This is a genomic window from Streptomyces sp. NPDC051636 (genome assembly GCF_044453765.1).
In the GTDB taxonomy this organism is placed as follows: domain Bacteria; phylum Actinomycetota; class Actinomycetes; order Streptomycetales; family Streptomycetaceae; genus Streptomyces.
Map to the genome: position 1 here is coordinate 62,317 of NZ_JBITDA010000020.1, position 22,607 is coordinate 84,923.

The following is a 22,607-nucleotide window of genomic DNA, read 5'->3' on the forward strand; positions in this document are numbered from 1 at the left end:
CGATGTCCTTTCCTCTGCTGACAGCGACGGCGGCGCTCCCGGCCGTCGGGGCGGTCGCCACGGCCGCCGTACCGGCCGCGCGGCGCACCGCCGCCAAGTGGCTGGCGCTGCTGGTCGCGCTCGCCACGTTCGTCCTGGCGATCGTCGTCCTGGTCCGCTTCGACCCGGACGGCGCCCGCTACCAGCTCACCGAGTCCCATGCCTGGATCAAGGACTTCGGGGTCCGGTACGAGCTGGGCGTCGACGGCATCGCGGTGGCTCTCATCGCGCTGACCGCCCTGCTGATCCCGTTCATCATCCTCGCGGGCTGGCACGACGCCGACCCGCTGGAGACCGGCAGCCGCCGCTGGCGGCCCACCCAGGGCTTCTTCGCGCTGATCCTGGCCGTCGAGGCGATGGTGGTCATCTCCTTCGAGGCCACCGACGTCTTCCTCTTCTACATCTTCTTCGAAGCCATGCTCATCCCGATGTACTTCCTCATCGGCGGCTTCGGCGACCGTGCCCACGAGCACGGCGAGGAGGCGGCGTCCACACAGCGGTCGTACGCGGCGGTGAAGTTCCTGCTGTACAACCTGGTCGGCGGGCTGATCATGCTGGCCGCGGTGATCGGTCTCTATGTGGTCGCGGGGAACTTCTCGCTCACGGAGATCGCGCAGGCCCGTGTCAACGGCTCGCTGCACATGGCGACCAGCACCGAACGCTGGCTGTTCCTCGGCTTCTTCTTCGCCTTCGCGGTGAAGGCGCCGCTGTGGCCGCTGCACACCTGGCTGCCCAACGCCATGCAGGAGGCCACCGCCCCGGTCGCCGTGCTCATCACCGCGGTCGTCGACAAGGTGGGCACCTTCGCGATGCTCCGCTTCTGCCTCCAGCTGTTCCCGGAGGCGAGCAAGTGGGCGACGCCCGTCATCCTGGTACTGGCGCTGATCAGCATCGTCTACGGGGCGCTGCTCGCGGTCGGCCAGCGGGACATCAAGCGGCTGGTCGCGTACGCGTCGATCTCGCACTTCGGCTTCATCATCATGGGCATCTTCGCGATGACCAGCCAGGGCCAGTCCGGGGCGACGCTCTACATGGTCAACCACGGCATCTCCACGGCCGCGTTGATGCTGGTGGCGGGCTTCCTGATCTCCCGGCGCGGTTCGCGGCTCATCGCGGACTACGGGGGCGTGCAGAAGGTCGCCCCGGTGCTCGCCGGCACGTTTCTGATCGGCGGCCTGGCGACGCTCTCGCTGCCTGGGCTCGCGCCGTTCGTGAGTGAGTTCCTGGTGCTGGTCGGCACGTTCACGCGCTACCCGGCGATCGGTGTCATCGCCACCTTCGGCATCGTGCTCGCCGCGCTCTACACCCTCGTCCTCTACCAGCGGACGATGACGGGCCCGGTGAAGCCTGAGGTCTCCGCCATGCCGGACCTCCGCGCGCGCGAGCTGGTGGTCGTGGCCCCGCTGATCGTGCTGTTGATCTTCCTGGGCGTCTACCCGAAGCCCGTGACGGACATCGTCAACCCGGCGGTCAAGCAGACCATGTCCGACGTACACAAGACCGATCCCAAGCCCGAGGTGGAGGCGGCCAAGTGAGCGCAGCAGCCGTCCACAGCCTGTGGACAACCGCGGCCGACCCGATCTCGAAGATCGACGCGCCGAAGATCGAATACGGACAATTGTCACCCACCTTGATCGTCGTCGGTGCGGCGATCGTCGGGGTGCTGGTCGAGGCGTTCGTCCCGCGCAAGTCCCGCTACTACGCGCAGGTGTTCGTGTCCGCCGTCGCACTGTGCGCCGCCTTCGCCACGGTCGTCGCCCTCGCGGCCGACGGATACGGCACCACCAAGGCGCACATCGCGGCGATGGGCGCGATCGCGGTCGACGGACCGTCGCTGTTCCTGCAGGGCACGATCCTGCTGGCCGGTCTGGTCGGCCTGTTCACCTTCGCCGAACGGCGGCTCGACCCGGCGGCAGACGGCAACCGGGTGGACTCCTTCGCGGCACAGGCCGCGTCGGTGCCGGGAAGCGACAGCGAGCAGGCCGCCGTGAAGGCCGGTTTCACCACCACCGAGGTCTTCCCGCTGCTGCTGTTCGCGGTCGCCGGCATGCTGGTGTTCCCCTCGGCCAACGACCTGCTGACACTGTTCGTGGCCCTGGAGGTCTTCTCCCTGCCGCTGTACCTGATGTGCGCGCTCGCCCGCCGCAAGCGGCTGATGTCGCAGGAGGCCGCGGTCAAGTACTTCCTGCTCGGCGCGTTCGCCTCGGCGTTCACCCTGTTCGGCATCGCGCTGCTGTACGGATACGCGGGCTCGGTGTCGTACGCGACGATCGCGCAGGTCGTCGACGGCACGGTCACCAACGTCGACCCGGCGCTGGCCAACACCATGGGCAACGACGCGCTGCTGCTGATCGGTGCCGCGATGGTGGTGATGGGCCTGCTGTTCAAGGTCGGCGCGGTGCCGTTCCACATGTGGACGCCCGACGTCTACCAGGGCGCGCCGACCCCGGTGACCGGCTTCATGGCGGCGGCGACCAAGGTGGCGGCGTTCGGCGCGCTGCTGAGGCTGCTGTACGTCGTGCTGCCCGGGATGCGCTGGGACTGGCGGCCGGTCATGTGGGCCGTCGCGATCATCACCATGCTGGGCGGTGCGATCGTCGCGATCACCCAGACCGACATCAAGCGGCTGCTGGCGTACTCGTCCATCGCGCACGCCGGATTCATCCTCGCGGGTGTCGTCGCGACCTCGAAGGACGGCGTGTCCTCCGTCCTCTTCTACCTGGCCGCGTACTCGTTCGTGACGATCGGCGCGTTCGCGGTGGTGACCCTGGTGCGCGACGCCGGCGGTGAGGCGACGCACCTGTCCAAGTGGGCGGGGCTGGGCCGCCGCTCGCCGCTGGTGGCGGCCGTGTTCGCGGTGTTCCTGCTGGCCTTCGCGGGCATTCCGCTGACCTCCGGGTTCGCCGGGAAGTTCGCCGTGTTCAAGGCGGCGGCGGAGGGCGGCGCGGTCCCGCTGGTCGTGATCGGTGTGATCTCCTCGGCGATCGCGGCGTTCTTCTACATCCGCGTGATCGTGCTGATGTTCTTCAGCGAGCCCAAGCCCGAGGGGCCGACAGTGGCCGTGCCGTCGCCGCTGACGATGGCGGCGATCGGCGTGGGCGTGGCGGTGACGCTGGTGCTCGGTGTGGCGCCGCAGTACTTCCTGGACCTGGCGAGCCAGGCGGGGGTGTTCGTGCGCTGACCCGGTCTTCGTGTGCGCCGCTGCCCGGCCCCCTCGTCAGGGGGCCGGGCAGCGGCGTGTGTACGGGGTCACTGATCCTTGTCCCGGCGCGCCCTGATCGCCGTCAGGTCCAGGTCCACCGGAAACGGGACATCCATCTTCATCCGCTCGCGGAAGATGCCGGTGCTGGTGTACGCGCCGGTGGTGGGTTCCAGCTCGAAGGTGTGCACCGCGGCGCGACCCTTCTCGTTCTCGACCCGCCAGTAGTGGGGAATCCTGGCTCTGGCGTACTTCAGGGGCTTGGTCTCGCGGTCACGGGAGACGGAGTCCTCGGAGACGACCTCGATGGCGAGGACGACGGCCTTTGCCGGAAAGCGGGTCTGGTCCGCGTCCTCGACCACGTCTCCGCGTACGACGACCACGTCCGGTTCGGGGCGGTTCTGGTGATCCAGGTCGATGGTGAACTCGCGGAACACCTCGAGGTCTGCGGGTGCCAGCGACTGGAGCTGCCACTTGAAGAAGTCGATGGTGCGCTCGTGAAAGATGGTCTGCGGACTCACGAAGACCAGGCTCCCGTCGATCAATTCCGTGTGCGGAGGAAGATTCGGGAGGCGGTCCAGGTCGTCGGCGGTCCAGCCGCCTTCCGGCGGGGTCGGCCAGCTGGGCGTGGACGCCTTCGGTGCGACGCTCATCAGTGCTCCCATGGGACGGAGTCTCGCCGGTCCGTTCAGACTATCCGCCGGAAACGGGCAGGTCTTCCGCGAACGTGTGAACGACGTCCGTGTCCTTGACGTGCAGCGCCCGGGGCAGGCCTGTGGATAACTCCGGTCCTGTCGGTGCGGGCACCTATGGTGGACGCAGTGGTCGAGGGACGACGTACGGGGGACAGGACGATGGGCGGGACGGGCGGGATCAGTGAGATGCCAGGGATGACGGACAGCGAGACGCTGGCCACGCTGCACCGGGTCTTCGGGTACGAGGCCTTCCGCGGCGAGCAGGAAGCGGTCATCGAGCATGTGGTGGCGGGCGGCGACGCCGTCGTCCTCATGCCGACCGGTGGCGGCAAGTCCCTGTGCTACCAGATCCCGGCCCTGGTCAGACCGGGTACGGGCATCGTGGTGTCCCCGCTCATCGCCCTGATGCAGGACCAGGTCGACGCCCTGCGCGCGCTCGGCGTGAACGCCGGGTTCATCAACTCCACGCAGGACTTCGACGAGCGGCGCGTGGTCGAGGCGGAGTTCCTGGCGGGCGAGCTGGACCTGCTCTACCTGGCGCCGGAGCGGCTGCGTCTGGACTCCACCCTCGACCTGCTCTCCCGGGGCAAGATCGCGGTCTTCGCCATCGACGAGGCACACTGCGTCTCCCAGTGGGGCCACGACTTCCGCCCCGACTATCTGGCCCTCTCCCTCCTGGGCGAGCGCTGGCCGGACGTCCCGCGGATCGCCCTCACGGCGACGGCCACGCATGCGACCCACCAGGAGATCACGCAGCGGCTGAACATGCCGACGGCCCGGCACTTCGTGGCGAGCTTCGACCGGCCCAACATCCAGTACCGCATCGTGCCCAAGGCCGACCCGAAGAAGCAGCTGCTCGCCTTCCTGCGGGAGGAGCACCCGGGCGACGCGGGCATCGTGTACTGCCTCTCGCGGAACTCGGTGGAGAAGACGGCGGAGTTCCTCACCCGCAACGGCATCGAGGCGGTGCCCTATCACGCGGGCCTGGACGCGGGCACGCGCGCGGCGCACCAGTCCCGGTTCCTGCGCGAGGACGGCCTGGTCGTGGTGGCGACCATCGCCTTCGGGATGGGCATCGACAAGCCGGACGTACGGTTCGTCGCCCATCTCGACCTGCCCAAGTCGATCGAGGGCTACTACCAGGAGACCGGCCGGGCGGGACGGGACGGCCTGCCCTCGACGGCCTGGATGGCGTACGGCCTCAACGACGTCATACAGCAGCGCAAGCTCATCCAGTCCGGCGAGGGCGACGAGGCGTTCCGCCGCCGGGCCGCCGCCCACCTGGACGCGATGCTCGCCCTGTGCGAGACCGCCCAGTGCCGTCGCGGCCAGCTGCTCGCCTACTTCGGCCAGGACCCGGACCCGGCGGGCTGCGGCAACTGCGACACCTGCCTGGTGCCCCCGGGGACCTGGGACGGCACGATCGCCGCGCAGAAGGTGCTGTCGACGGTGGTGCGGCTGCAGCGGGAGCGCGGGCAGAAGTTCGGCGCGGTGCAGATCGTGGACATCCTGCTGGGGAAGCGCACCGGCAAGGTGATCCAGTTCGACCACGACCAGCTGTCCGTCTTCGGCATCGGGGAGGAGCTCACCGAGGGCGAGTGGCGGGGCGTCATCCGGCAGTTGCTGGCCCAGGGGCTGCTCGCGGTCGAGGGGGAGTACGGCACGCTGGTGCTCACCGAGGCGAGCGGCTCGGTGCTGCGGCGGGAACGGGAGGTGCCGCTGCGCAAGGAGCCGAAGAAGCCGGTGACCTCCCGGTCGGGGCCGGCCTCCTCCTCCGGCCGGGCCGACCGCAAGGCCAAGACGGTCGCGGCCGAGCTGCCCGAGGAACTGCTTCCCGCCTTCGAAGCGCTGCGTGCCTGGCGTGCCGAGCAGGCGCGGGAACAGGGCGTTCCGGCGTACGTCATCTTCCACGACGCCACGCTGCGGGAGATCGTCACGGTCTGGCCGGCCTCGGTGACGGAACTGGGCACCGTCGGCGGCGTGGGAGAGAAGAAGCTGGCGACGTACGGAGAGGGCGTGCTCGCAGTGCTCTCCTCCTTGGACGCCCCCACCGCAGGCGGCCCGGCGCCGGCCACCGCGGACGACGACTGGCCCGAGCGGGACGAGGAGCCGGAGCACGACGACTGGATATAGCCGGGGCGAGGCGGGGGATCGTCACAGCCCACGTGCCGCATACGCCCTGACATCCGCGTCCGGGTCCGCCGTGGCGGTGGCCAGGGCCGCGCGGGCCTCCTCGTCGGCGACGTGCCGGGTCAGCGCCAGGACGGCCGCCTTGCGCACGTCGGCGTTGGGGTCGGCGAGGGCCTTGGCGAGGGCGGGGACCGAGAGGTCGGTGCCGGCGGAGCCGAGCGCGGTCGCCGCTCCGGCCCGGACCTGCCAGGCCGGATCCGACAGGGCGGCCACGGCACGCGCGGCGAGCGGAGCCGGGCAGCCGACGGTGGCCAGCGCCCCGAGCGCGGCCCCGCGCACCAGGGGATCGGTGTCCTCGGTGAGCCGGTTCAAGGTGGCCGCGAGCAGTTCCAGGGCGCTCGTGGCCAGGGGCGCCGAGCTGACGGCGGCCAGCGCCTTGGCCACGGTGACGCGGACCTCCCGCGAAGGGTCGCCCGCCGCACCGGCCAGCGGTTCGACCGCGTCGACCGAGACGAGCCCGCGTACGGCCTCGATGCGGACGGCGATGTCCGGGTCGTCCAGTGCCACGGCGAACAGGCCGGCGTCACCCAGGCGCAGGGCGCGCAGCACGTCGAGGGCGGCGGCGCGGACCACGGGGTCGGCCTCGGCGAGCGCACCGGTGAGGGCGGTACCCAGGGCGGGTTCGGGCGGGAGGGTCTCGACGAGCTCGCGCAGCGAGGCCGCGGCCGCCGCGCGCACGTCGGCGTCGGGGTCGGTCAGAGCACCGGCCAGTGCCTGCCCGGTGCCGGGCGGCACGGTCTCGGTGAGGACCGAGACGGCCGTCCGGCGCACGGAAGCGTCCGGGTCGGTCAAGTAGGGCTCGATGGCGGCGAGTTCGGGTTCCTCCTCGGCCAGCTCCAAAAGTTCCAGGAGCCGGGGCGAGGCGGTCTCCCGAGAGCCGCGGTCCACGGACTCGGCGACGCGTGCGGAGGTCGGCCCCGTGGCGACCGGCGCCACGTCCCGGGAGCCGGCCGTGGCCACATCCTCGGGGCGAACCTCGCCGAGGTGACGGGGAGGGCCGCCGACCGGGGTGAATTCGTCGACCGGAACCAGATACGGAGCCACGGGACGGGCCGTGAACTCCATCGCACCGGAGGGGGACTTGTGCAGATCGAGATGATGGAACCAGGACGCGTCGTCGCGCAGGGGATGATCGATGCGGTCGTGGTAGAGGCCCCAGCGGGACTCCGTGCGGGCCAGGGAGGCGCGCGCGGCCATCTCCGCGCAGTCGCGGATGAAGGTGACCTCCGCGCACCGCATCAGCTCGTGCGGCGTGCGGGCGCCCATCGCGGCGATGTCCGCGCGCATCCGCTCGAACGCCTCCAGGGCCAGCGACAGCCGGGCGCCCGACTTCGGCGGGGCCACGTAGTCGTTCACGAAGCGGCGCAGCTTGTACTCGACCTGGGGCTGCGGCGGGCCGTCCGGGTTGCGCAGCGGGCGGTAGATCAACTCGTGCGCCTCCCGCAGCTGGTCCTGCGGAAGTTCCCCTGCGTACGCGCGGTACCGGGCCGCGTCCGCACCGGCCAGGTCACCGAAGACGAAGGCGCCGATCATGTAGTTGTGCGGCACGCAGGCCAGGTCACCGGCGGCGTACAGGCGCGGGACGGTGGTACGGGCGTGGTCGTCGACCCGTACGCCGGAGGCCGAGTGGCCGCCGCACAGGCCGATCTCCGAGATGTGCATCTCGACGTCGTGGGTGCGGTAGTCGTGGCCGCGTCCGGCGTGGAAGGTGCCGCGGGTCGGGCGCTCGGTGGAGTGCAGGATGGACTCCAGCGCCGAGACCGACTCCTCCGGAAGGTGGCTCAGCTTCAGGTACACCGGCCCCCGGTCGCTGGCCACCTCGGCCGCGAACTCGGCCATCATCTGGCCGGACCAGTAGTCGGAGTCGACGAAGCGTTCGCCGTGCCGGTTGACCTGGTAGCCACCGAAGGGGTTGGCGACGTAGGCGCAGGCGGGGCCGTTGTAGTCCTTGATCAGCGGGTTGATCTGGAAGCACTCGATGCCGGTGAGCTCGGCGCCCGCGTGGTAGGCCATCGCGTAGCCGTCGCCCGCGTTGGTGGGGTTCTCGTACGTGCCGTAGAGGTAGCCGGAGGCGGGCAGGCCGAGGCGTCCGCAGGCGCCGGTCGCGAGGATCACCGCGCCCGCGCGGACGGTGACGAACTGGCCGGTCCGCGTGTTGAAGCCCGCCGCACCCACGGCCCGCCCCTGCGCCGTCAGCACCCGTACCGGCATCACCCGGTTCTCGATCCGGATCCGCTCCCGCATCTCGCGCCGCCGCAGCTGCCGGTACAGGACCTTCTTGACGTCCTTGCCCTCCGGCATGGGCAGCACGTACGAGCCCGAGCGGTGGACCTGGCGGACGGCGTACTCGCCGTGCTCGTCCTTCTCGAACTTCACCCCGTACGACTCCAGCCGCTGGACCATCGCGAAGCCGCGGGTGGCGGTCTGGCGGACCGTGGACTGGTCGACGATGCCGTCGTTGGCGCGGGTGATCTCGGCGACGTAGTCGTCGGGCTCGGCGCGGCCGGGGATGACCGCGTTGTTGACGCCGTCCATGCCCATGGCGAGCGCCCCCGAATGGCGGACGTGGGCCTTCTCCAGCAGCAGGACGTCCGCGCCGTGCTCGGCGGCGGTCAGCGCGGCCATGGTGCCGGCGGTGCCGCCACCGATGACGAGGACGTCGCAGGTCAGTTCCTCGGCGTCGCCGAGGGCGGGGATCGCCAAAGGGGTGTCCGTGGAGGTGTCCGGGGTGTCCACCGGGATGCCTTTCAGATGCTGAGGGAGGTCAGGACATCGCGCCGCAGCGCCACGCGCGCCGGGTCGTCGTGCGCCGTACGGTCGCGGGGGTGCGGCACGTCGCGTACGGCGGTGAGCCGGCCGGAGTTCAGGAGGGCCACGCGGTCGCCGAGGAACAGGGCCTCGTCCACGTCATGGGTGACGAAGACGACGGTGGCGCCCGTGCCTCGCAACACCTCCACCAGCAGGTCCTGCATACCGGCGCGGGTCTGGGCGTCGAGGGCGCCGAAGGGTTCGTCCATGAGGACGGCGCGCGGGCTGCCGGCCAGGGCGCGGGCCAGCTGCGCGCGCTGGCGCTGGCCGCCGGAAACGCGGTGCGGCAGCTGCCGTGACTGTTCGGCGAGTCCGACCCGGTCCAGCCAGGACTCCGCCTGGGTGCGGCGTTCGCCGCGCGGCAAGCCCTTGATGGCGAGGGGCAGTTCGACGTTCGCGCGGAGGGTGCGCCAGGGCAGGAGGGCGTCCTCCTGGAAGATCAGGGCGCGGTCGGCCGCGGGACCCGTCAGGGGGCGCCCGTCCTGGGCGGCCTCTCCGGCGAGGGGAGACAGCAGCCCGGCCAGCGTGCGCAGGAGTGTCGACTTGCCGCAGCCGGAGGGGCCGACGACGGTGAGGATCTCGCCTGGGGCGATGCCGAGGTCCACCTCGTGCAGCACGGGCGCGCCCGGTCGTCCGAGAGTGGCGCCGCGCAGGGCGAGTCCCGCACCGGCACGCGCCGGTGAGCGGAGGTCAGACGAGCTGGTCATGGGGCACCTCGTCCTTGGCCGTGGGCCCGACCGGTACAGGGGCCGAGGCGCCGTGCACCCGCCGCGGGGTACGCGCCCCGGGGACGTACGACGTCCGTGGCAGCCAGTGGGTGAGCCGGCGGCCCAGCAGTTCGACGAGCGTGGAGGTGACCCAGCCGAGTACGCCGATGGTGACCATGCCGACGAACACGCCCGGGTAGTCGACGACCGTGTAGTCCTGCCAGGTGCGGTAACCGACGCCGTACTGGCCGGAGATCATCTCGGCGGAGATCACGCAGATCCAGGAGACGCCGATGCCGACCGACAGGCCGCCGAAGATGCCGGGCAGCGCGCCCGGGAGGACCACCGAGCCGAGGATCCGCCACCGGCCGCCGCCCAGGGTGCGCACCGCCTCCTCCCACACGGGGGTCAGCGCGCGGACCGCGTGCCGGGTGGAGACCAGCACGGGGAAGAAGGCTGCGGTGCAGGTGATGAAGACGATGCCCTGCTCGTTGGAGGGGAAGAGGAGGATCGCGACCGGGACGAGGGCGATCGCCGGGATCGGGCGGATCACCTCCAGGACCGGGCCGAGCAGGTCCTCGGCGAGGCGCGAGCGGGCCACGAGCACGCCCGTCGCCACGCCCAGGACGGCCGCCAGCGCGAAGCCGGTGAGGATCCGGGTGAGGCTGTCGGTGAGGTCGGTCCAGTAGTCCCCGCCGGAGACCCGGTCGGCGAAGCCGTGGGCCACGTCGGTGACCGTGGGGAACTGCGAGAAGCGCAGCCACAGGTCGACGTCCAGGCTGGTCAGCAGCTGCCACAGGCCGAGCGCGGCGGCCAGCGACGCGACCCTCAGCGCATACCGGGCGAGGGGGCGCCGGGTCACGAGGCCCGTCCGAGCGCGTCGTTGTACGTGACCGTGCGGGCGCCTCCGTGCGCGGCGACGTACGCCTGGGCGGTCGCCGGGGCGACGAACGGCAGCAGCCGGTCGCCGTCGGCCACCCACACCGCCTTGTCGGCGAACCACAGGGTGCCGGTGGTGGCGTCGGGGACGTACGCGGCGCGGATGTCGCCCTGGTGCTCGGCCACGTAGGCGAGCAGCGCGCTGGGGGACTTGAAGTCCGTGGTCTTCTCGGAGTCCTTCTCCCAGACCTCGCTCGCGGCCGGTGCGGGAGTCGCGGCGAGCTGCTTGGCGTAGGAGGCGCCGAGGGCCTTCTTCACGTACTGGTCGTCGACGAAGGAGTCGACGTCGACGTCCCCGACCAGTTTCGCGGACTTCAGGACCGCCACGTCCTGCTTGAGCGCGGAGACGAGCCGGGGCTTGACGGCGGGGTCGAAGGTGGCGATGCCATGGGCGCCGTTGTAGAGGTAGACGACCTCGGCGGGCAGGCCGGTGGCCTTGGCGACCTTCTCGGCGGCGGCCACGGGATGGGCGTTGAGGTAGTCGGTCGCCTCGGCCTGGGCCTTGAGGAAGGCCTCCAGGACGGTGGGGCGCTTCTTGGCGAAGTCCTCGCGGGCGGTGACGCCGTGGAAGGTGGGGAGGTTCAGCTGGGCGCCGTCGTACAGGGCCTTCGCCTTGCCCTGGAAGGCGAGCAGGCCGGGCCAGGCCACGAACTGGGACAGCGCGTCGACGCTGCCGGCCGAGAGGGCCGAAGCACCGACCGCGGGCTGCTGGTTGAGCTTCGAGATGCCCTTGTCCGGGTCGATGCCGGCCCGCTGCAGGGCTCGTACGAGGGTGCCGTCGGCGGCCGAGCCGACGCTCGTGGAGACCTTCTTGCCCTTCAGGTCCTTCAGGGAGGTGAGTTTCGCATCCGGGGCGGTGACGACGGTGTTGAGGCCGCCGCGCAGGTTGTAGCCGGTGACGGACACCAGGTGGGTGGGGCGGCCGAGCTGCTTGCCGCGGGCCGCGTTGAGCAGCAGCGGGAAGTCGCCCATCGAGCCGATGTCGATCTTCCCGGCGGTCATCTGGGCGGTGATCGGGGCGCCGGTGGCGTAGTCCTGCCAGTCGACCTTGTAGGTGTGGCCGTCGTGGAGGGCGTTGAGCTGCTGTTCGAAGTAGCCGAGGGAGCGCAGGAGCGTGCCCGCGGTGACGGTGTTGATGGTCTTGGACTGATAGCCGACGGTGACGGTGACCGTGGAGCTGTCACCTGCCTGTGCGTCGCCGCCGCAGGCGGACAGGGGGAGGAGCAGGGATGCCGTGGACAGGGCGATTACGGTGCGTTTCATGGGAGTTCGGGCCTCTCACCGGAGCAGATAGGGCATGTTGACCGTGACGGCTCCGGTGGGGCAGCGGGCCGCGCACGGGCCGCAGTACCAGCACTCGTCGACGTGCATGTACGCCTTGCCGTTGCTGTCGTCGATGGCGAGGGAGTCCAGCGGGCACATGTCCACGCAGAGGGTGCAGCCGTCGATGCACTTCGACTCGTCGATGGTCACGGGCACGTCGGTCCGCTGGGGCGCCAAGGGCATGGCTGTCTCCAGGAAGGTCGAGCTCTTGGAAAGGGCGGTGGTCACAGGGAGCGGTGCAGCAGGCCGCTCATGGTGATGCGGTCGCCGCGGAAGCGGATGAACTCCAGGTCGACCGGGCGGCCGTCCGCGAGGTGCGTGAGCCGTTCCAGCATCAGGACGGCCGCGCCGCGCGGGGCCTCGAGTACGGCGGCGGAGTGGGTGTCCGCGTTCACCGCCTCCAGGGTGATCTCGGCGTGGCCGAGGCGCCGGCCGGTGATGGCCTCCAGGAGGCGGAAGACATCGGTGTTCTCCAGGTCGGCGCCGAGCAGGGCGGTGCCGATGTCGAGCGGGATGTAGGTGAGGTCGAGGGAGAGGGGGAGGCCGTTCAGGCGCCGCAGGCGTTCGATGTAGAGGACGTCGGCGCCGGGCGGGACGTGGAGGCGTTCGGCGACCGGGGCGGGTGCGGGGGCGGGGCCCATGGTGCGGACCTCGTTGGTGACGCGGCCGTGTTCGTGGAGGGTTTCCGCGAGGCCCATCAGGCGGTCGAGCCCGTGCGGGTACTTCTGGGCGACGACCACGGTGCCCACGCCCGGGAGGCGGTCCACCAGTCCCTCGGCGCGGAGGAGGTCGAGGGCCTGGCGGACGGTGTTGCGGGAGGCGCGGTAGTCGGTGGCGAGGGTGGACTCGTGGGGGAGGGCGCAGTCGGTGTGGGCGCCGGTGAGGATCTGGTGGCGGAGGAGATCGGCGAGCTGCCTGGCCTGGTCCGCACGCAGCCGGCGACGCGTGCGGTGGGCGGCGACGGTGGTCGCGGCGCCTTGACCGGCGTGGTCTCGGATGCGGTCGGTGGGTGGCATGTCTGAACCATACCTAGGCGGTAGGGAAAGCTGTGTTGCTGGATTGTTGCGCCACCTGATGCTCCGCCGGTTGTGCCGCTGAGCTGGGGGTTTGCGCGGGGGCGTGGGGAGATCTGCCACCGGTGGCCCGAGCGGTGAAGGTGAGCTGGTGCCGGAGGCGGCACGACTGCCCGCGGTTGTGCGGGTACGTCAGCACGCCGGTCAGGACAGTGCCGTCAGTCCCGGAGCGAAGGTGATCAGTAGCGGCAGCAGCGGTACCAGCGCCGCCACCGTCGTCGTCAGCGCGCGCTGGCTGCGGAGCAGCCGAGGAGGCGGTTCCAGGAGGCGGTCGACGCGTTCGCCGAGGAGCCGGCGGCTGGAGGCGCAGGAGAGGACGCCGCGGTGCTGGTTGAGCTCGATCAGGGCCAGGGCGGTGGTGAGGTGGCCGCAGCGGCGGGAAGCCGCGTCGTCGGCGGCCAGTTCGACCAGACGGTGGGTCTGGTCGCAGAAGTGGGCGAAGAGCGGGACGCGCGGGAAACCGGTGGCGAGGGCGGTGGACAGGTGCAGCAGCCAGTCGTGGTGGGCGCGGGCGTGGCCGCGCTCGTGGGTGAGGACGGCGTCCAGCTGGTGGTCGGTGAGGCGGTGCAGGGCGCCGGTGGTGACGACCAGCTGGGGCGGGTGGCCCGGCATCCACCAGGCGTCGGGGTACTCGTCCTCCAGCACCAGCATCGGGCCCCGCGCGGCAGACAGCCCGGCGGGCAGCTCGGGCGCGCGTTCGCGCAGGTGGGCGCGGGTCTGGCCGCGGCGCCGACGGGCCTCGACGAGCTCGCGGGCGAGCATCGCCGTGGTCCACGCGGCTCCGCAGGCGAGCAGCGCGGTGAGCGCGACGGCCCAGACCGGGGCGGCGGAGAGGTCGTACGCGGCGGTCACGGCGGGCGGCGCCGGGGCGAAGACGCGGTCGCGGACGGTGCGGAAGACGGCGGCGGCGCTCAGCACCAGCGCGGTCAGGCAGCACAGCAGCACGGTGGCGACCAGGCACTGCCACACCCACAGCGCGACCACGGGTTCCCGTTCGGGCCACGCGGCCCGGGTCAGCGCGCGCGGCACCGGCACGGCGGCCGTCAGGGCGACGACGCTCAGCAGGAGCAGGCAGACGGTCATGCCGGGGGCTCCGGTTCCTGGTCGGAGACAGGGGCGGGTGAAGGGTCGTTCGGGTGGTGGTTCCGGGGATGGTTCTGGTCGTGCACGCTGTCCCGCCAGTATGACGCCGACGGGCGCCCGGAGTCAGTCGTCGACGGCAAACACCACCCGCTCCGGAGCCTCCCCGGCCCCTTACTCCCGCAACGCCCCCCGCACGGCCTCCAGCAGCTCCCTTTCCGCCGCCCCCAGGGCCCGCGCCTCCGCGACGAACCTCCGGGCGAGCGCCGCCGGTTCGGCCGGACCCGGGCGCGGTACGGGCGCCGGCAACGGTGCGACCCGGGTCCCCCCACCCCGCCGGGTGCGGATCAGGGCCGCCGACTCCAGCTCGCGGTACGCGCGGGCCACGGTCCCGGCCGCCGGGCCCAGGCCGGCCGCCGGCTGCCGTACGGTCGGCAGGCGTTCGCCCTCCGCCGGACGGCCGGTGGTGATCAGGGCCGCGCGCTGGGCGCGGATCTGCTCGTACGGCGGGACGGGACTGGTGGTGTCGACCCCCACGGCCGCGCCGCTCAACGCCGCGCCCTGCGCCGAGACGGGCGCCGCCACATCGCCCGGGGCGAGCAGACCGTGAACAGCGACCACGGGACGGTCACCAGCGCCACCACCGCCAGCGGCCACAGCACCCCGTTGGCCACGGTCCCCGCCGTCCCGTCGCACACGGTGTTCATCAGCGCGCCCGAGGCCGTCGAGGTCGCGCCCAACAGGGAGGAGGCCACCAGCCCCCGGGCCGCGAGGATCGCCGGCGTCCGGTCGCGGCGGGACTGCTCGTCGCCGGGCCGGGTCGCGATCCGGCGCGGCGACCGGCCGCAGACGGCGGTGGCGACGGCGAGGGAGGCCAGCATGGGCAGGCCGTAGTGGAGCCCGGGCCGGGGACCGTACGACTCGGTGACGCCCCGGCAGGTCAGGGTGAGGGCGCGGGCCGCCCGCCCCGGGCTGTCCGGCGACGCCACCGCGGCCGTCACGGTCAGCAGCACCACCAGCGCACCCGCGAGGGCGGCCGGCAGCCAGGTCATCCGGGGCGGAAGGTAGTCGCGGACCCGGCGCGACGCGAGACCGGCCGTACGGACGGCACCCCGGGCCGGCGGGGTCAGCGCGTCACCCACCAGCCCCCGTCCAGCGGGTGTAACGGTCGACGGGCGCGCGACGCGGCCGGCGAGGCCGGGGGAGCAGACGAATCAGAACCGGCTTCCGGCATGTGAACCCCCGTGACAGCGAACAATGCGGCCTCGGGAACCTGTGTCAACTGCTTGTTGCAACGCGCCCGCTGACCTCCCCCAGCCCCACCCGGGCCCCGTCCGCCCCGGGCGCCCACGCCGACAGCGTCACGACGTCCCCGTCCTCCAGGTACGTCCGCTTGCCGTCGGGCAGCTCGAGCGGGTCCCGCCCGTTCCAGGTCAGCTCCAGCAGCGAACCGCGCTGCCGCTCCTCCGGTCCGCTGACGGTCCCCGAGCCGTACAGGTCGCCGGTGCGCAACGAGGCCCCGTTCACGGTCATGTGCGCCAGCTGCTGCGCGGCCGTCCAGTACATGGTGGAGAAGGGCGGCTCGGACACCGGATGGCCGTTGATCGCGATGGAGATCCGCAGGTCGTAGCCGCTGGGCTCCTCGTCGGAGTCGTCGAGGTAGGGCAGCAGCGGGTGGGTCCGCTCAGGCGGCGTCACCCGCGCGTCCTCCAGCGCCTCCAGCGGGGTGATCCACGCGGAGACGGACGTGGCGAAGGACTTGCCGAGGAAGGGGCCGAGGGGAACGTACTCCCAGGCCTGGATGTCACGCGCCGACCAGTCGTTGAGCAGGCACAGCCCGAACACGTGCTCCCGGAAGTCGCTTAGCGCGACCGGCCTGCCTTGCTGTGACGGCACGCCCACGACGAAGCCGACCTCGGCCTCGATGTCCAGCCGGACCGACGGCCCGAACGCGGGTGCCGGGTCACCCGGCCCCTTGCGCTGCCCGCACGGCCGTACGACATCCGTCCCCGACACCACCACCGTGCCGGAACGGCCGTGGTAACCGATCGGCAGATGCTTCCAGTTGGGGGTCAGCGGGTCCTCCGCGTCCGGGCGGAAGATGTGCCCGGCGTTCCGGGCGTGGTGCTCGGAGGAGTAGAAGTCGACGTAGTCGGCGACCTCGAAGGGCAGGTGCAGGGACACCGAGGACAGAGGATGGAACAGTCGTTCGATCGTCTCGCGGTGCGCGGGCACCGTCACCCAGGCCGTCAGGGCCCGCCGTACGTCCGACCACGCCGTGCGGCCGGCGGCGAGCAGCGGGTTGAGGGTCGGGTGGGCGAGCAGGGAGGCGTACGGCGAACCGAGCGCCCGCGCCGCCGCGCCCGCGTCGAGTACGTGGTCGCCGAGCCGGACGCCGACGCGGCGCTCGGCCGAACCGGCGGGGGAGAAGACGCCGTAGGGAAGGTTGTGCGGGCCGAAGGGGTCGCCCTCGGGGACGTCGAAGGGGGGCATGGGTGCTGCCTCGCTCTCATCCGTGCCATCGCTGCAGGCCGTTGCATGTGGTCGAGCCACACGTTACGGGTGAGTTGCGTGTCCTGGGCAGCGTCCTGAGGAGTGTCTAAAGAGTTCGCAATGTCCGAATAGGCCTTGTCGGAGCGGCCAATTCCGGCTTAGCGTCCTTTGGGGGACACGGACGGGGTGGGTCCGGTCCGTAGGGGGGACACGTGGGGGGACCCGTGGCCAGGAATTCCGTCGGTGTGCCTTTCGACGCGGACAGAGACGTGCCGGGTCTGATCGTCAAGTTCGGCGACTATCCGCTGCACCACGGCGGCGTCGGCGCCATCCGCAGCCTGGGCCGGCTGGGTGTTCCGATGTATGCGATCACCGAGGACCGTTACACGCCCGCCGCGTCCTCCCGTTACCTCACCCGCGCCTTCGTCTGGCGGACCAGCGGGGCGGAGGAACCGGAGTGCCTGGTGGAGGGGCTCAGGCGCATCGGCCGGCGCATCGGCCGCCCCACCGTCCTCATCCCCACCGACGAAGAGGCCGCCGTCCTGATCGCCGAGCACCAGGACGAGCTGACGGACCGGTTCCTCTTCCCGCGTGTCGAGTCCGGCCTGCCGCGCCATCTGGCCAGCAAGCAGGGGCTGCACGAGATGTGCGCGGAACACGGCATCGCCAGCCCGGCGGCGGCCTTCCCGCAGTCGTACGACGAGATCGTCGCCTTCGCCGACACCGCCCGCTACCCGGTGGTGGCCAAGAACCGCGAGGCGTTCGTCCGGCGCGCACGGCCCGCCGTGAACGGCACCACCCGGATCGCCACCCGTGAGGGGCTGCTCACCCTGGCCCGCGACTGGGGCGAGCGCCCCGGGGTGATCCTCCAGGAGTACCTGCCCCGGGAGGAGGCCGAGGACTGGATCGTGCACGCCTACTTCGACGCCGACTGCACCCCGCTCGCGATGTTCACCGGCGTCAAGGTGCGCTCCTGGCCGCCGCACGCGGGCATGACCGCGAACGCGTACGTCGTCGACAACCCGGAACTCGCCGACCTCGCCGCGCGTTTCATCAAACAGATCGGCTTCCACGGCATCATCGATCTCGACCTGCGCTTCGACCGGCGCGACGGACAGTACAAGCTCCTCGACTTCAACCCGCGCATGGGCGCCCAGTTCCGGCTCTTCGAGAACGAGTCGGGCGTGGACGTCGTACGCGCCATGCACCTGAATCTGACCGGCCGTTCCGTTCCGGAGGGGGAACAGCGGGCCGGTCATCGCTACATCGTGGAGAACATCGACCTCCCCGCCCTCCTCGCCTACCGCCGCAGCGGCTACACGACGCCGCACGCGCCGGCGCGGGCGAGCGGGACGGAGCTGGCCTGGCTCGCGGGTGACGACCCGCTGCCGTTCCTCACGATGCTCGCGCGCTTCGTGCGACCGGGCGCGAAGCACCTCTATCAGCTGTGGCGGACCAACCGCCGCGGCAGCAGCACCGGTTCGAGCAGCTAGCCCGTGTCCCGGGACGATTTGCCCGGACCGGTTCACCACCCACGAAGTGACGGAAACACGTCCTGGGGAGGGACTTCGTGATTCAACCGGTAGTAGTCATCGGTGCCGGGCCGTTCGGCCTGTCCACCGCCGCCCATCTGCGGGCGCGCGGTATCCCCGTCCGCGTCTTCGGCGATCCCATGGTCAGCTGGCGTGACCACATGCCCGCCGGAATGTTCCTCAAGTCCACCCCGGTGGCCTCCAACTTCGACTGCCCCCAGCCCGGCCACGGCCTCGTCGACTACTGCGACGCGGCGGGCATCCGCCGGCTGGTGACCGACGAGGACATCATCCCGGTCGAGACCTTCATCGCCTACGGCGAGTGGTTCCAGCAGAAGCTGGTGCCCGACCTGGAGCGGGTGCGGGTGGTGTCCGTGGACCGGCGGGCAGGCGGCGGTTTCGAACTGAAACTGGACTCCGGGGAGTTGTTCACCGCGCGCGCGGTCGTGGTTGCCACCGGCCTGTCCGGTCTGGCCCACCTCCCGGCCGGGCTGGCGTCGGCGGCGCCCGACGGTCCCAGCCCGGCCGGCCCGGTGTCCCACAGCTCCCAGCACCACGACCTCACCCGGTTCTCCGGCAGGGAACTGATCGTCGTCGGCGCGGGCCAGTCCGCGCTGGAGACGGCGGCCCTGGCGGCGGAGGCGGGCGCCAGGGTCAGGGTGGTGTCGCGGGGCCGCGGCCGGGTCGCCTTCGGTGCCCCGCCCTGGCAGCAGCCGAAGCTGCGCCCCGAGTCCCCCTTCGGCCGTGCCTGGTCCCTCTGGGCGCTGACCTACTACCCGCATCCCTACCGCCACCTCCCGGCCCGCACCCGCCACTACCTGGTCCGCCGCGTCCTCGGCCCGCTCGGCGCCTGGTGGCTGCGCGACCGCTTCGAGGGCAAGGTCGAGGTGGAGGAGGTCGACCGGGTGGTCGGCGCGGACGCCACCGACGGCAACCCTGTCCTCACCGTCCGCACCCACACCGGTCACACCACCCGGCTCCCCGTCGACCACGTCATCGCCGCCACCGGCTACCGCGTGGACATCGCGGCCATGGACTTCCTCGGCCACGAACTGCGCACCCGCCTCGCGGTCAGCCGGGGCACGCCCCGCCTGGGCGCGGGATTCGTCTCGTCCATTCCCGGCCTGTACTTCACCGGCCTCCCGGCGGCGTCGTCCTACGGCCCGGTGATGCGGTTCGTCTGCGGCACGGAGTTCGCCTCCCCACGCCTGGCGAAACACCTGGCCGCGGCCCACGGCTGAACGGGCCGCGGCCCACGGCACGTCCCCAGGGCATGTCTCTGCGCGGGGCAGGCCCCACCCGGCCGCCGCCAGCCGGTGTTCGCCGTACGGCCCGGTGATCCGCTTCGGCCGCGGCCGGCCGCGGCTCCGGCACTCCGCGGAGGCAGGCCCTACCCGGCCGCCGCCGCCCGCTGCCACGCCAGGAAGTCCTCGATCAGCTCGGGCGGATTGGCCGCCTCGGTGGCCTCGATCTCCCAGCCGGGGCAGTACATATCGAAGATCACGACGGGCAGCGGGCGGCCGAGGATCTTCTCGATGCGGCCCTCGGAGTGCAGGTCGCGGGCGAGGCCGACACAGGCGTCGGCGAAGTGGAGGCCCAGCAGGTCGCGCTTGGCGCCGATCTCGTCCTCCCCGTCCGTCTCGTCCACCTCGTCCGGGTCGCCCTCGAACCAGAGTCCGAGCCGCCGCACCTCCTCCTCGTAGAGCGCGCCGCCGACCGGGTCCTCGGGGACGTTGCCGAGCATCTCGAAGCCGTCCAGGAGCCAGCAGGCGTAGTTCCAGCGGGCCTCGCCGGGGTCCTCCGGGTACGTCTCCCGCTCGTACTGGGTCTCGGTGTTGTAGCCGATGGCCACGTACGGGCGGCGGTCGTCGTCGTCGACGCGCCAGATACGGAAGGAGAGCGCGTATATCTCGGGCTTCAGCTCCTCAGGGAAGCGCTCCAGGACGCCGGTCGCGGCCCGCAGCAGATGCGTCCGGAAATTCTCGCGCCGACCGGTCACACTCCACGCCCCCGCTCCGTCAGCCCAGTGACAGCAACTTAGCGGTTGAACCAGTCGGACACAGGAGGCAGCACCATGCAGGCACGGATGACCAACCCGGCGTACGTCCTCCCGGCCGCCCTGAAGGGCATCGGCAGCATCTTCCAGGCGATCGGCGAGGGCGGCCTGCCGGCCGAGCTGGCGGAGATCGTCGGGCTGCGCGCCAGCCAGATCAACGGGTGCAGTGCCTGCGTGCACGGTCACACGGCGAACCTGCGCAAGGCCGGGGCGAGCGAGGAGCGCATCGCGGCCGTCGCCGCCTGGCGCAAGGCGCCCTTCTTCACCGACGCCGAGCGCGCCGCGCTGCAGCTGGCGGAGCGGATGACGCGGCTCGCGGACCGGTCCGAGGAGCCGGTGCCGGACGCGCTCTGGGACGAGGTGGCCGGCCACTTCGACGAGAAGGAGCTGTCCGCGCTGATCCTCACCGTCTCGGTCACCAACATGTTCAACCGTCTCAACACCACCATCAAGGAGCCCGCGGGCACCACTTGGGGCTGAAAACAGCGGTGAGTCCAGGGGGCGCGGTGTCCGTATTCTCTGATCATGGCCGCACCCCCCGCACATTCACCCGTCGCATGCTCACTCGTCGCAACCGATCTCGACGGAACGCTCCTGCGCGGCGACGACACCTTCTCCGACCGCTCCCTCGCCGCCCTCGCGCGGGCCGAGAAGGCGGGGGCCCGGCACCTCGTGGTGACCGGGCGCCCGGCACCCCGGGTGCGGCCGCTGCTCGACGGCCTCGGCTGTACGGGACTCGCGGTGTGCGGACAGGGGGCGCAGGTGTACGACGCCGGCGCCGACCGCCTGCTGTGGTCGGTCACCCTCGACCGGGAGCTGGCGGAGACCGCGCTCGGCAAGATCGAGGCCGAGGTGGGGGACGTGTACGTGGCCGTCGACCAGGACGGGGTGGACGGGCTCACACTCATCGAACCGGGGTACCTCATGCCCCACCCCACCCTGCCCGCCGTACGGGTCCAGCGGCGCGAGGACCTGTGGCGCGCGCCGATCAGCAAGGTCCTGCTGCGCCACCATGCCCTGTCCGACGACGAGTTGGCGGCCACGGCCCGCTCGGTCGTGGGGTCGCTGGCGACGGTCACCATGTCGGGGCCGGGGACCGTCGAGCTCCAGCCGTGCGGCGTCACGAAGGCGACCGGGCTGGCGCTGGCCGCCGAGCGCCTCGGGCTGAGCGCCGAACAGGCCGTCGCCTTCGGGGACATGCCCAACGACATCCCGATGTTCGACTGGGCCGCCCACGGTGTGGCGATGGCCAACGCCCACCCCGAACTGAAGGCGGTGGCCGACGAGGTCACCCTGTCGAACGAGGACGACGGCATCGCCGTCGTCCTCGAAAGACTCTTCCCCTGAGGGGAGCGGAGCGGTCAGTACGCGCCGAACACGTTGTCGATCGAGCCGTACCGCGCGGCGGCGTAGTTGCAGGCGGCGGTGATGTTCGCGACCGGGTCGTAGATGTTGAACGACGTTCCGGCCACGTGATAGGCGCGGAACGTCGGGTCGATGACCTGCAGCAGGCCCTTGGACGGGATACCGGCGGCCGCGTTGGAGTCCCAGAGGTTGATGGCCAGCGGGTTGCCCGACGACTCGCGTATCACGTTGCGGTAGATGCCGTTGTAGCTGCCCGGGATGTGCTTCTCGGCCATGATCGCGAGCGACTGGCGGATCCAGCCGTCGAGGTTGTTCGGGTACGCGACCGTGCTGGTGGCCGTCGTGGTGGTGGCCGTCGTGGTGGTGGCCGTCGTGGTGGTGGCCGTCGTGGTGGTAGCCGTCGTGGTGGTGGCCGCCGAGGCGCTGGTCGCGCCGATCAGCGGGAGGGCGAGCACGGCGGCGCCGGTACCGGCGACTGCGACCTTGCGGACGAGGCGGGCGAAGGGGGCACGGCGGCGCTGAGCGGCAGCAGACATGGTGAAGTTCCTCTCCGTCGCCTGCGAGGTGAGCTGTCGGGTTCGGGCTGGGAGGTGCCCGGCCGTGCCGCCCGAAGACGGCACGGCTTCACCCCAAGCCGTTCCGGGACGACGGATGTCGCCCGGACCGGCGGCTTACCTGGGTCCCCCGCTCCTGCCGTACGCGAATGAGTTCGTCAATGGGTGTGACGGGCGGCGGCAGGATTAGGCGTCCGCCCGACGGCCCGGAACGTATGCGAGAGCACATGTCCAGAACAAGTAGCGGATTCACACAACGTCCTAGTTGACCTTGTTCTGGTGCGTATGAGGTGCTTGATCCTTTGCGCTCGCCAAGCCTCAACTGGCCAATGCCGAAAGGCGTAATGCCGGTATGGGGTGATAAACACGCCGGTCGGGTGGCGTGACCCAATTCACGGAATAACAATCGCGGCAAATGGGGCATGGAGGGCGACGTCTTGGGTAAGCGCGTCGGGCGTGGCGGCGCGGATCGGGCTGCTCCAAGCGGCGCAGTCGCGTCGTACTTCCGGGTAAGTAGATAAATATCTGTCCTTATCAACCGATCGAAAACATAA

General features: G+C 71.3%; 20 protein-coding genes and 1 riboswitch. Of the genes, 7 read left to right on the forward strand and 13 right to left on the reverse strand.

What is annotated here, in order from left to right; translation table 11 throughout:
- Positions 1 to 2 precede the first annotated feature (2 nt).
- Entirely contained in the window at positions 3 to 1,574 is a 1,572-nt protein-coding gene (locus tag ACIBBH_RS29170) for an NADH-quinone oxidoreductase subunit M (RefSeq protein ID WP_399409638.1), read from the forward strand.
- Positions 1,571 to 3,220 (forward strand): NADH-quinone oxidoreductase subunit NuoN, encoded by a 1,650-nt coding sequence (gene nuoN / locus ACIBBH_RS29175; RefSeq protein WP_399409640.1) that lies wholly within the window; start codon positions 1,571 to 1,573, stop codon positions 3,218 to 3,220. The genes ACIBBH_RS29170 and nuoN overlap by 4 nt, the downstream gene beginning before the upstream one ends.
- 68 nt (positions 3,221 to 3,288) lie before the next feature.
- On the opposite strand, the gene ACIBBH_RS29180 is transcribed toward nuoN, so the two are convergent.
- The gene (locus tag ACIBBH_RS29180) at positions 3,289 to 3,891 is read right to left on the reverse strand and encodes a Uma2 family endonuclease (protein WP_399409642.1); all 603 of its coding nucleotides are present in this window, start codon (positions 3,889 to 3,891) and stop codon (positions 3,289 to 3,291) included.
- Between the two features lie 201 nt (positions 3,892 to 4,092).
- Here ACIBBH_RS29180 and recQ point away from each other — a divergent pair, with 201 nt between their 5' ends.
- Positions 4,093 to 6,066 (forward strand): DNA helicase RecQ, encoded by a 1,974-nt coding sequence (recQ, locus tag ACIBBH_RS29185; protein WP_399409784.1) that lies wholly within the window; start codon positions 4,093 to 4,095, stop codon positions 6,064 to 6,066.
- A 21-nt stretch (positions 6,067 to 6,087) separates the two neighbouring features.
- On the opposite strand, the gene ACIBBH_RS29190 is transcribed toward recQ, so the two are convergent.
- The 10 genes from ACIBBH_RS29190 to fahA all read right to left on the reverse strand — a co-directional run bounded on the left by ACIBBH_RS29190 (position 6,088) and on the right by fahA (position 16,546).
- Complete coding sequence (locus ACIBBH_RS29190) at positions 6,088 to 8,859, reverse strand: fumarate reductase/succinate dehydrogenase flavoprotein subunit (RefSeq protein ID WP_399409644.1); 2,772 nt, start codon at positions 8,857 to 8,859, stop codon at positions 6,088 to 6,090.
- Between the two features lie 11 nt (positions 8,860 to 8,870).
- Entirely contained in the window at positions 8,871 to 9,638 is a 768-nt protein-coding gene (locus ACIBBH_RS29195; RefSeq protein WP_399409646.1) for an ABC transporter ATP-binding protein, read from the reverse strand.
- The gene (locus ACIBBH_RS29200; RefSeq protein WP_399409648.1) at positions 9,622 to 10,500 is read right to left on the reverse strand and encodes an ABC transporter permease; all 879 of its coding nucleotides are present in this window, start codon (positions 10,498 to 10,500) and stop codon (positions 9,622 to 9,624) included. Before ACIBBH_RS29200 ends, ACIBBH_RS29195 begins: the two co-directional genes overlap by 17 nt.
- Positions 10,497 to 11,840, reverse strand: coding sequence for an ABC transporter substrate-binding protein (locus ACIBBH_RS29205; RefSeq protein WP_399409650.1), 1,344 nt, complete (start codon positions 11,838 to 11,840; stop codon positions 10,497 to 10,499). The genes ACIBBH_RS29200 and ACIBBH_RS29205 overlap by 4 nt, the downstream gene beginning before the upstream one ends.
- Positions 11,841 to 11,855: 15 nt before the next feature.
- Entirely contained in the window at positions 11,856 to 12,083 is a 228-nt protein-coding gene (locus tag ACIBBH_RS29210; protein WP_399409785.1) for a ferredoxin family protein, read from the reverse strand.
- Positions 12,084 to 12,124: 41 nt separating this feature from the next.
- Positions 12,125 to 12,916, reverse strand: coding sequence for a GntR family transcriptional regulator (locus ACIBBH_RS29215; protein WP_399409652.1), 792 nt, complete (start codon positions 12,914 to 12,916; stop codon positions 12,125 to 12,127).
- 201 nt (positions 12,917 to 13,117) lie between these two features.
- The gene (locus ACIBBH_RS29220; RefSeq protein WP_399409654.1) at positions 13,118 to 14,056 is read right to left on the reverse strand and encodes a M56 family metallopeptidase; all 939 of its coding nucleotides are present in this window, start codon (positions 14,054 to 14,056) and stop codon (positions 13,118 to 13,120) included.
- Positions 14,057 to 14,227: 171 nt separating this feature from the next.
- A complete protein-coding gene (locus ACIBBH_RS29225) occupies positions 14,228 to 14,605 on the reverse strand; it encodes a GntR family transcriptional regulator (protein ID WP_399409656.1) in 378 nt (125 codons plus the stop codon).
- A complete protein-coding gene (locus ACIBBH_RS29230; RefSeq protein ID WP_399409658.1) occupies positions 14,602 to 15,195 on the reverse strand; it encodes a hypothetical protein in 594 nt (197 codons plus the stop codon). Before ACIBBH_RS29230 ends, ACIBBH_RS29225 begins: the two co-directional genes overlap by 4 nt.
- Positions 15,196 to 15,331: 136 nt before the next feature.
- Positions 15,332 to 16,546 (reverse strand): fumarylacetoacetase, encoded by a 1,215-nt coding sequence (gene fahA / locus ACIBBH_RS29235; protein ID WP_399409660.1) that lies wholly within the window; start codon positions 16,544 to 16,546, stop codon positions 15,332 to 15,334.
- A gap of 245 nt (positions 16,547 to 16,791) precedes the next feature.
- Between fahA and ACIBBH_RS29240 the strand changes: the two genes are divergently transcribed.
- Together ACIBBH_RS29240 and ACIBBH_RS29245 are read left to right on the forward strand one after the other, a co-directional pair.
- Entirely contained in the window at positions 16,792 to 18,039 is a 1,248-nt protein-coding gene (locus ACIBBH_RS29240; protein ID WP_399409662.1) for an ATP-grasp domain-containing protein, read from the forward strand.
- 77 nt (positions 18,040 to 18,116) lie between these two features.
- Entirely contained in the window at positions 18,117 to 19,319 is a 1,203-nt protein-coding gene (locus ACIBBH_RS29245) for an FAD-dependent oxidoreductase (RefSeq protein WP_399409664.1), read from the forward strand.
- Positions 19,320 to 19,468: 149 nt separating this feature from the next.
- Here ACIBBH_RS29245 and ACIBBH_RS29250 read toward each other — a convergent pair whose 3' ends face one another.
- The gene (locus ACIBBH_RS29250) at positions 19,469 to 20,077 is read right to left on the reverse strand and encodes a hypothetical protein (protein WP_399409666.1); all 609 of its coding nucleotides are present in this window, start codon (positions 20,075 to 20,077) and stop codon (positions 19,469 to 19,471) included.
- Positions 20,078 to 20,152: 75 nt separating this feature from the next.
- Here ACIBBH_RS29250 and ACIBBH_RS29255 point away from each other — a divergent pair, with 75 nt between their 5' ends.
- A complete protein-coding gene (locus ACIBBH_RS29255; RefSeq protein WP_399409668.1) occupies positions 20,153 to 20,614 on the forward strand; it encodes a carboxymuconolactone decarboxylase family protein in 462 nt (153 codons plus the stop codon).
- Between the two features lie 45 nt (positions 20,615 to 20,659).
- Complete coding sequence (locus ACIBBH_RS29260) at positions 20,660 to 21,481, forward strand: HAD family hydrolase (protein WP_399409670.1); 822 nt, start codon at positions 20,660 to 20,662, stop codon at positions 21,479 to 21,481.
- Positions 21,482 to 21,495: 14 nt separating this feature from the next.
- Here the strand turns inward: ACIBBH_RS29260 and ACIBBH_RS29265 are convergent, their stop codons facing one another.
- The gene (locus ACIBBH_RS29265) at positions 21,496 to 22,035 is read right to left on the reverse strand and encodes a transglycosylase SLT domain-containing protein (protein ID WP_399409672.1); all 540 of its coding nucleotides are present in this window, start codon (positions 22,033 to 22,035) and stop codon (positions 21,496 to 21,498) included.
- Positions 22,036 to 22,040: 5 nt separating this feature from the next.
- Positions 22,041 to 22,224: riboswitch (cyclic di-AMP (ydaO/yuaA leader) on the reverse strand.
- Between the last annotated feature and the right edge of the window lie 383 nt (positions 22,225 to 22,607).

What these genes read in the sequence shown, in the direction of transcription:
- recQ (WP_399409784.1), top strand. Translation starts at nt 4,093, where the DNA reads ATGGGCGGGACGGGCGGGATCAGTGAGATGCCAGGGATGACGGACAGC.
- ACIBBH_RS29195 (WP_399409646.1), bottom strand. Translation starts at nt 9,638, where the DNA reads ATGACCAGCTCGTCTGACCTCCGCTCACCGGCGCGTGCCGGTGCGGGA.
- ACIBBH_RS29220 (WP_399409654.1), bottom strand. Translation starts at nt 14,056, where the DNA reads ATGACCGTCTGCCTGCTCCTGCTGAGCGTCGTCGCCCTGACGGCCGCC.
- ACIBBH_RS29180 (WP_399409642.1), bottom strand. Translation starts at nt 3,891, where the DNA reads ATGAGCGTCGCACCGAAGGCGTCCACGCCCAGCTGGCCGACCCCGCCG.
- ACIBBH_RS29170 (WP_399409638.1), top strand. Translation starts at nt 3, where the DNA reads ATGTCCTTTCCTCTGCTGACAGCGACGGCGGCGCTCCCGGCCGTCGGG.
- ACIBBH_RS29215 (WP_399409652.1), bottom strand. Translation starts at nt 12,916, where the DNA reads ATGCCACCCACCGACCGCATCCGAGACCACGCCGGTCAAGGCGCCGCG.
- ACIBBH_RS29210 (WP_399409785.1), bottom strand. Translation starts at nt 12,083, where the DNA reads ATGCCCTTGGCGCCCCAGCGGACCGACGTGCCCGTGACCATCGACGAG.
- ACIBBH_RS29260 (WP_399409670.1), top strand. Translation starts at nt 20,660, where the DNA reads ATGGCCGCACCCCCCGCACATTCACCCGTCGCATGCTCACTCGTCGCA.
- ACIBBH_RS29265 (WP_399409672.1), bottom strand. Translation starts at nt 22,035, where the DNA reads ATGTCTGCTGCCGCTCAGCGCCGCCGTGCCCCCTTCGCCCGCCTCGTC.
- ACIBBH_RS29205 (WP_399409650.1), bottom strand. Translation starts at nt 11,840, where the DNA reads ATGAAACGCACCGTAATCGCCCTGTCCACGGCATCCCTGCTCCTCCCC.
- ACIBBH_RS29255 (WP_399409668.1), top strand. Translation starts at nt 20,153, where the DNA reads ATGCAGGCACGGATGACCAACCCGGCGTACGTCCTCCCGGCCGCCCTG.
- fahA (WP_399409660.1), bottom strand. Translation starts at nt 16,546, where the DNA reads ATGCCCCCCTTCGACGTCCCCGAGGGCGACCCCTTCGGCCCGCACAAC.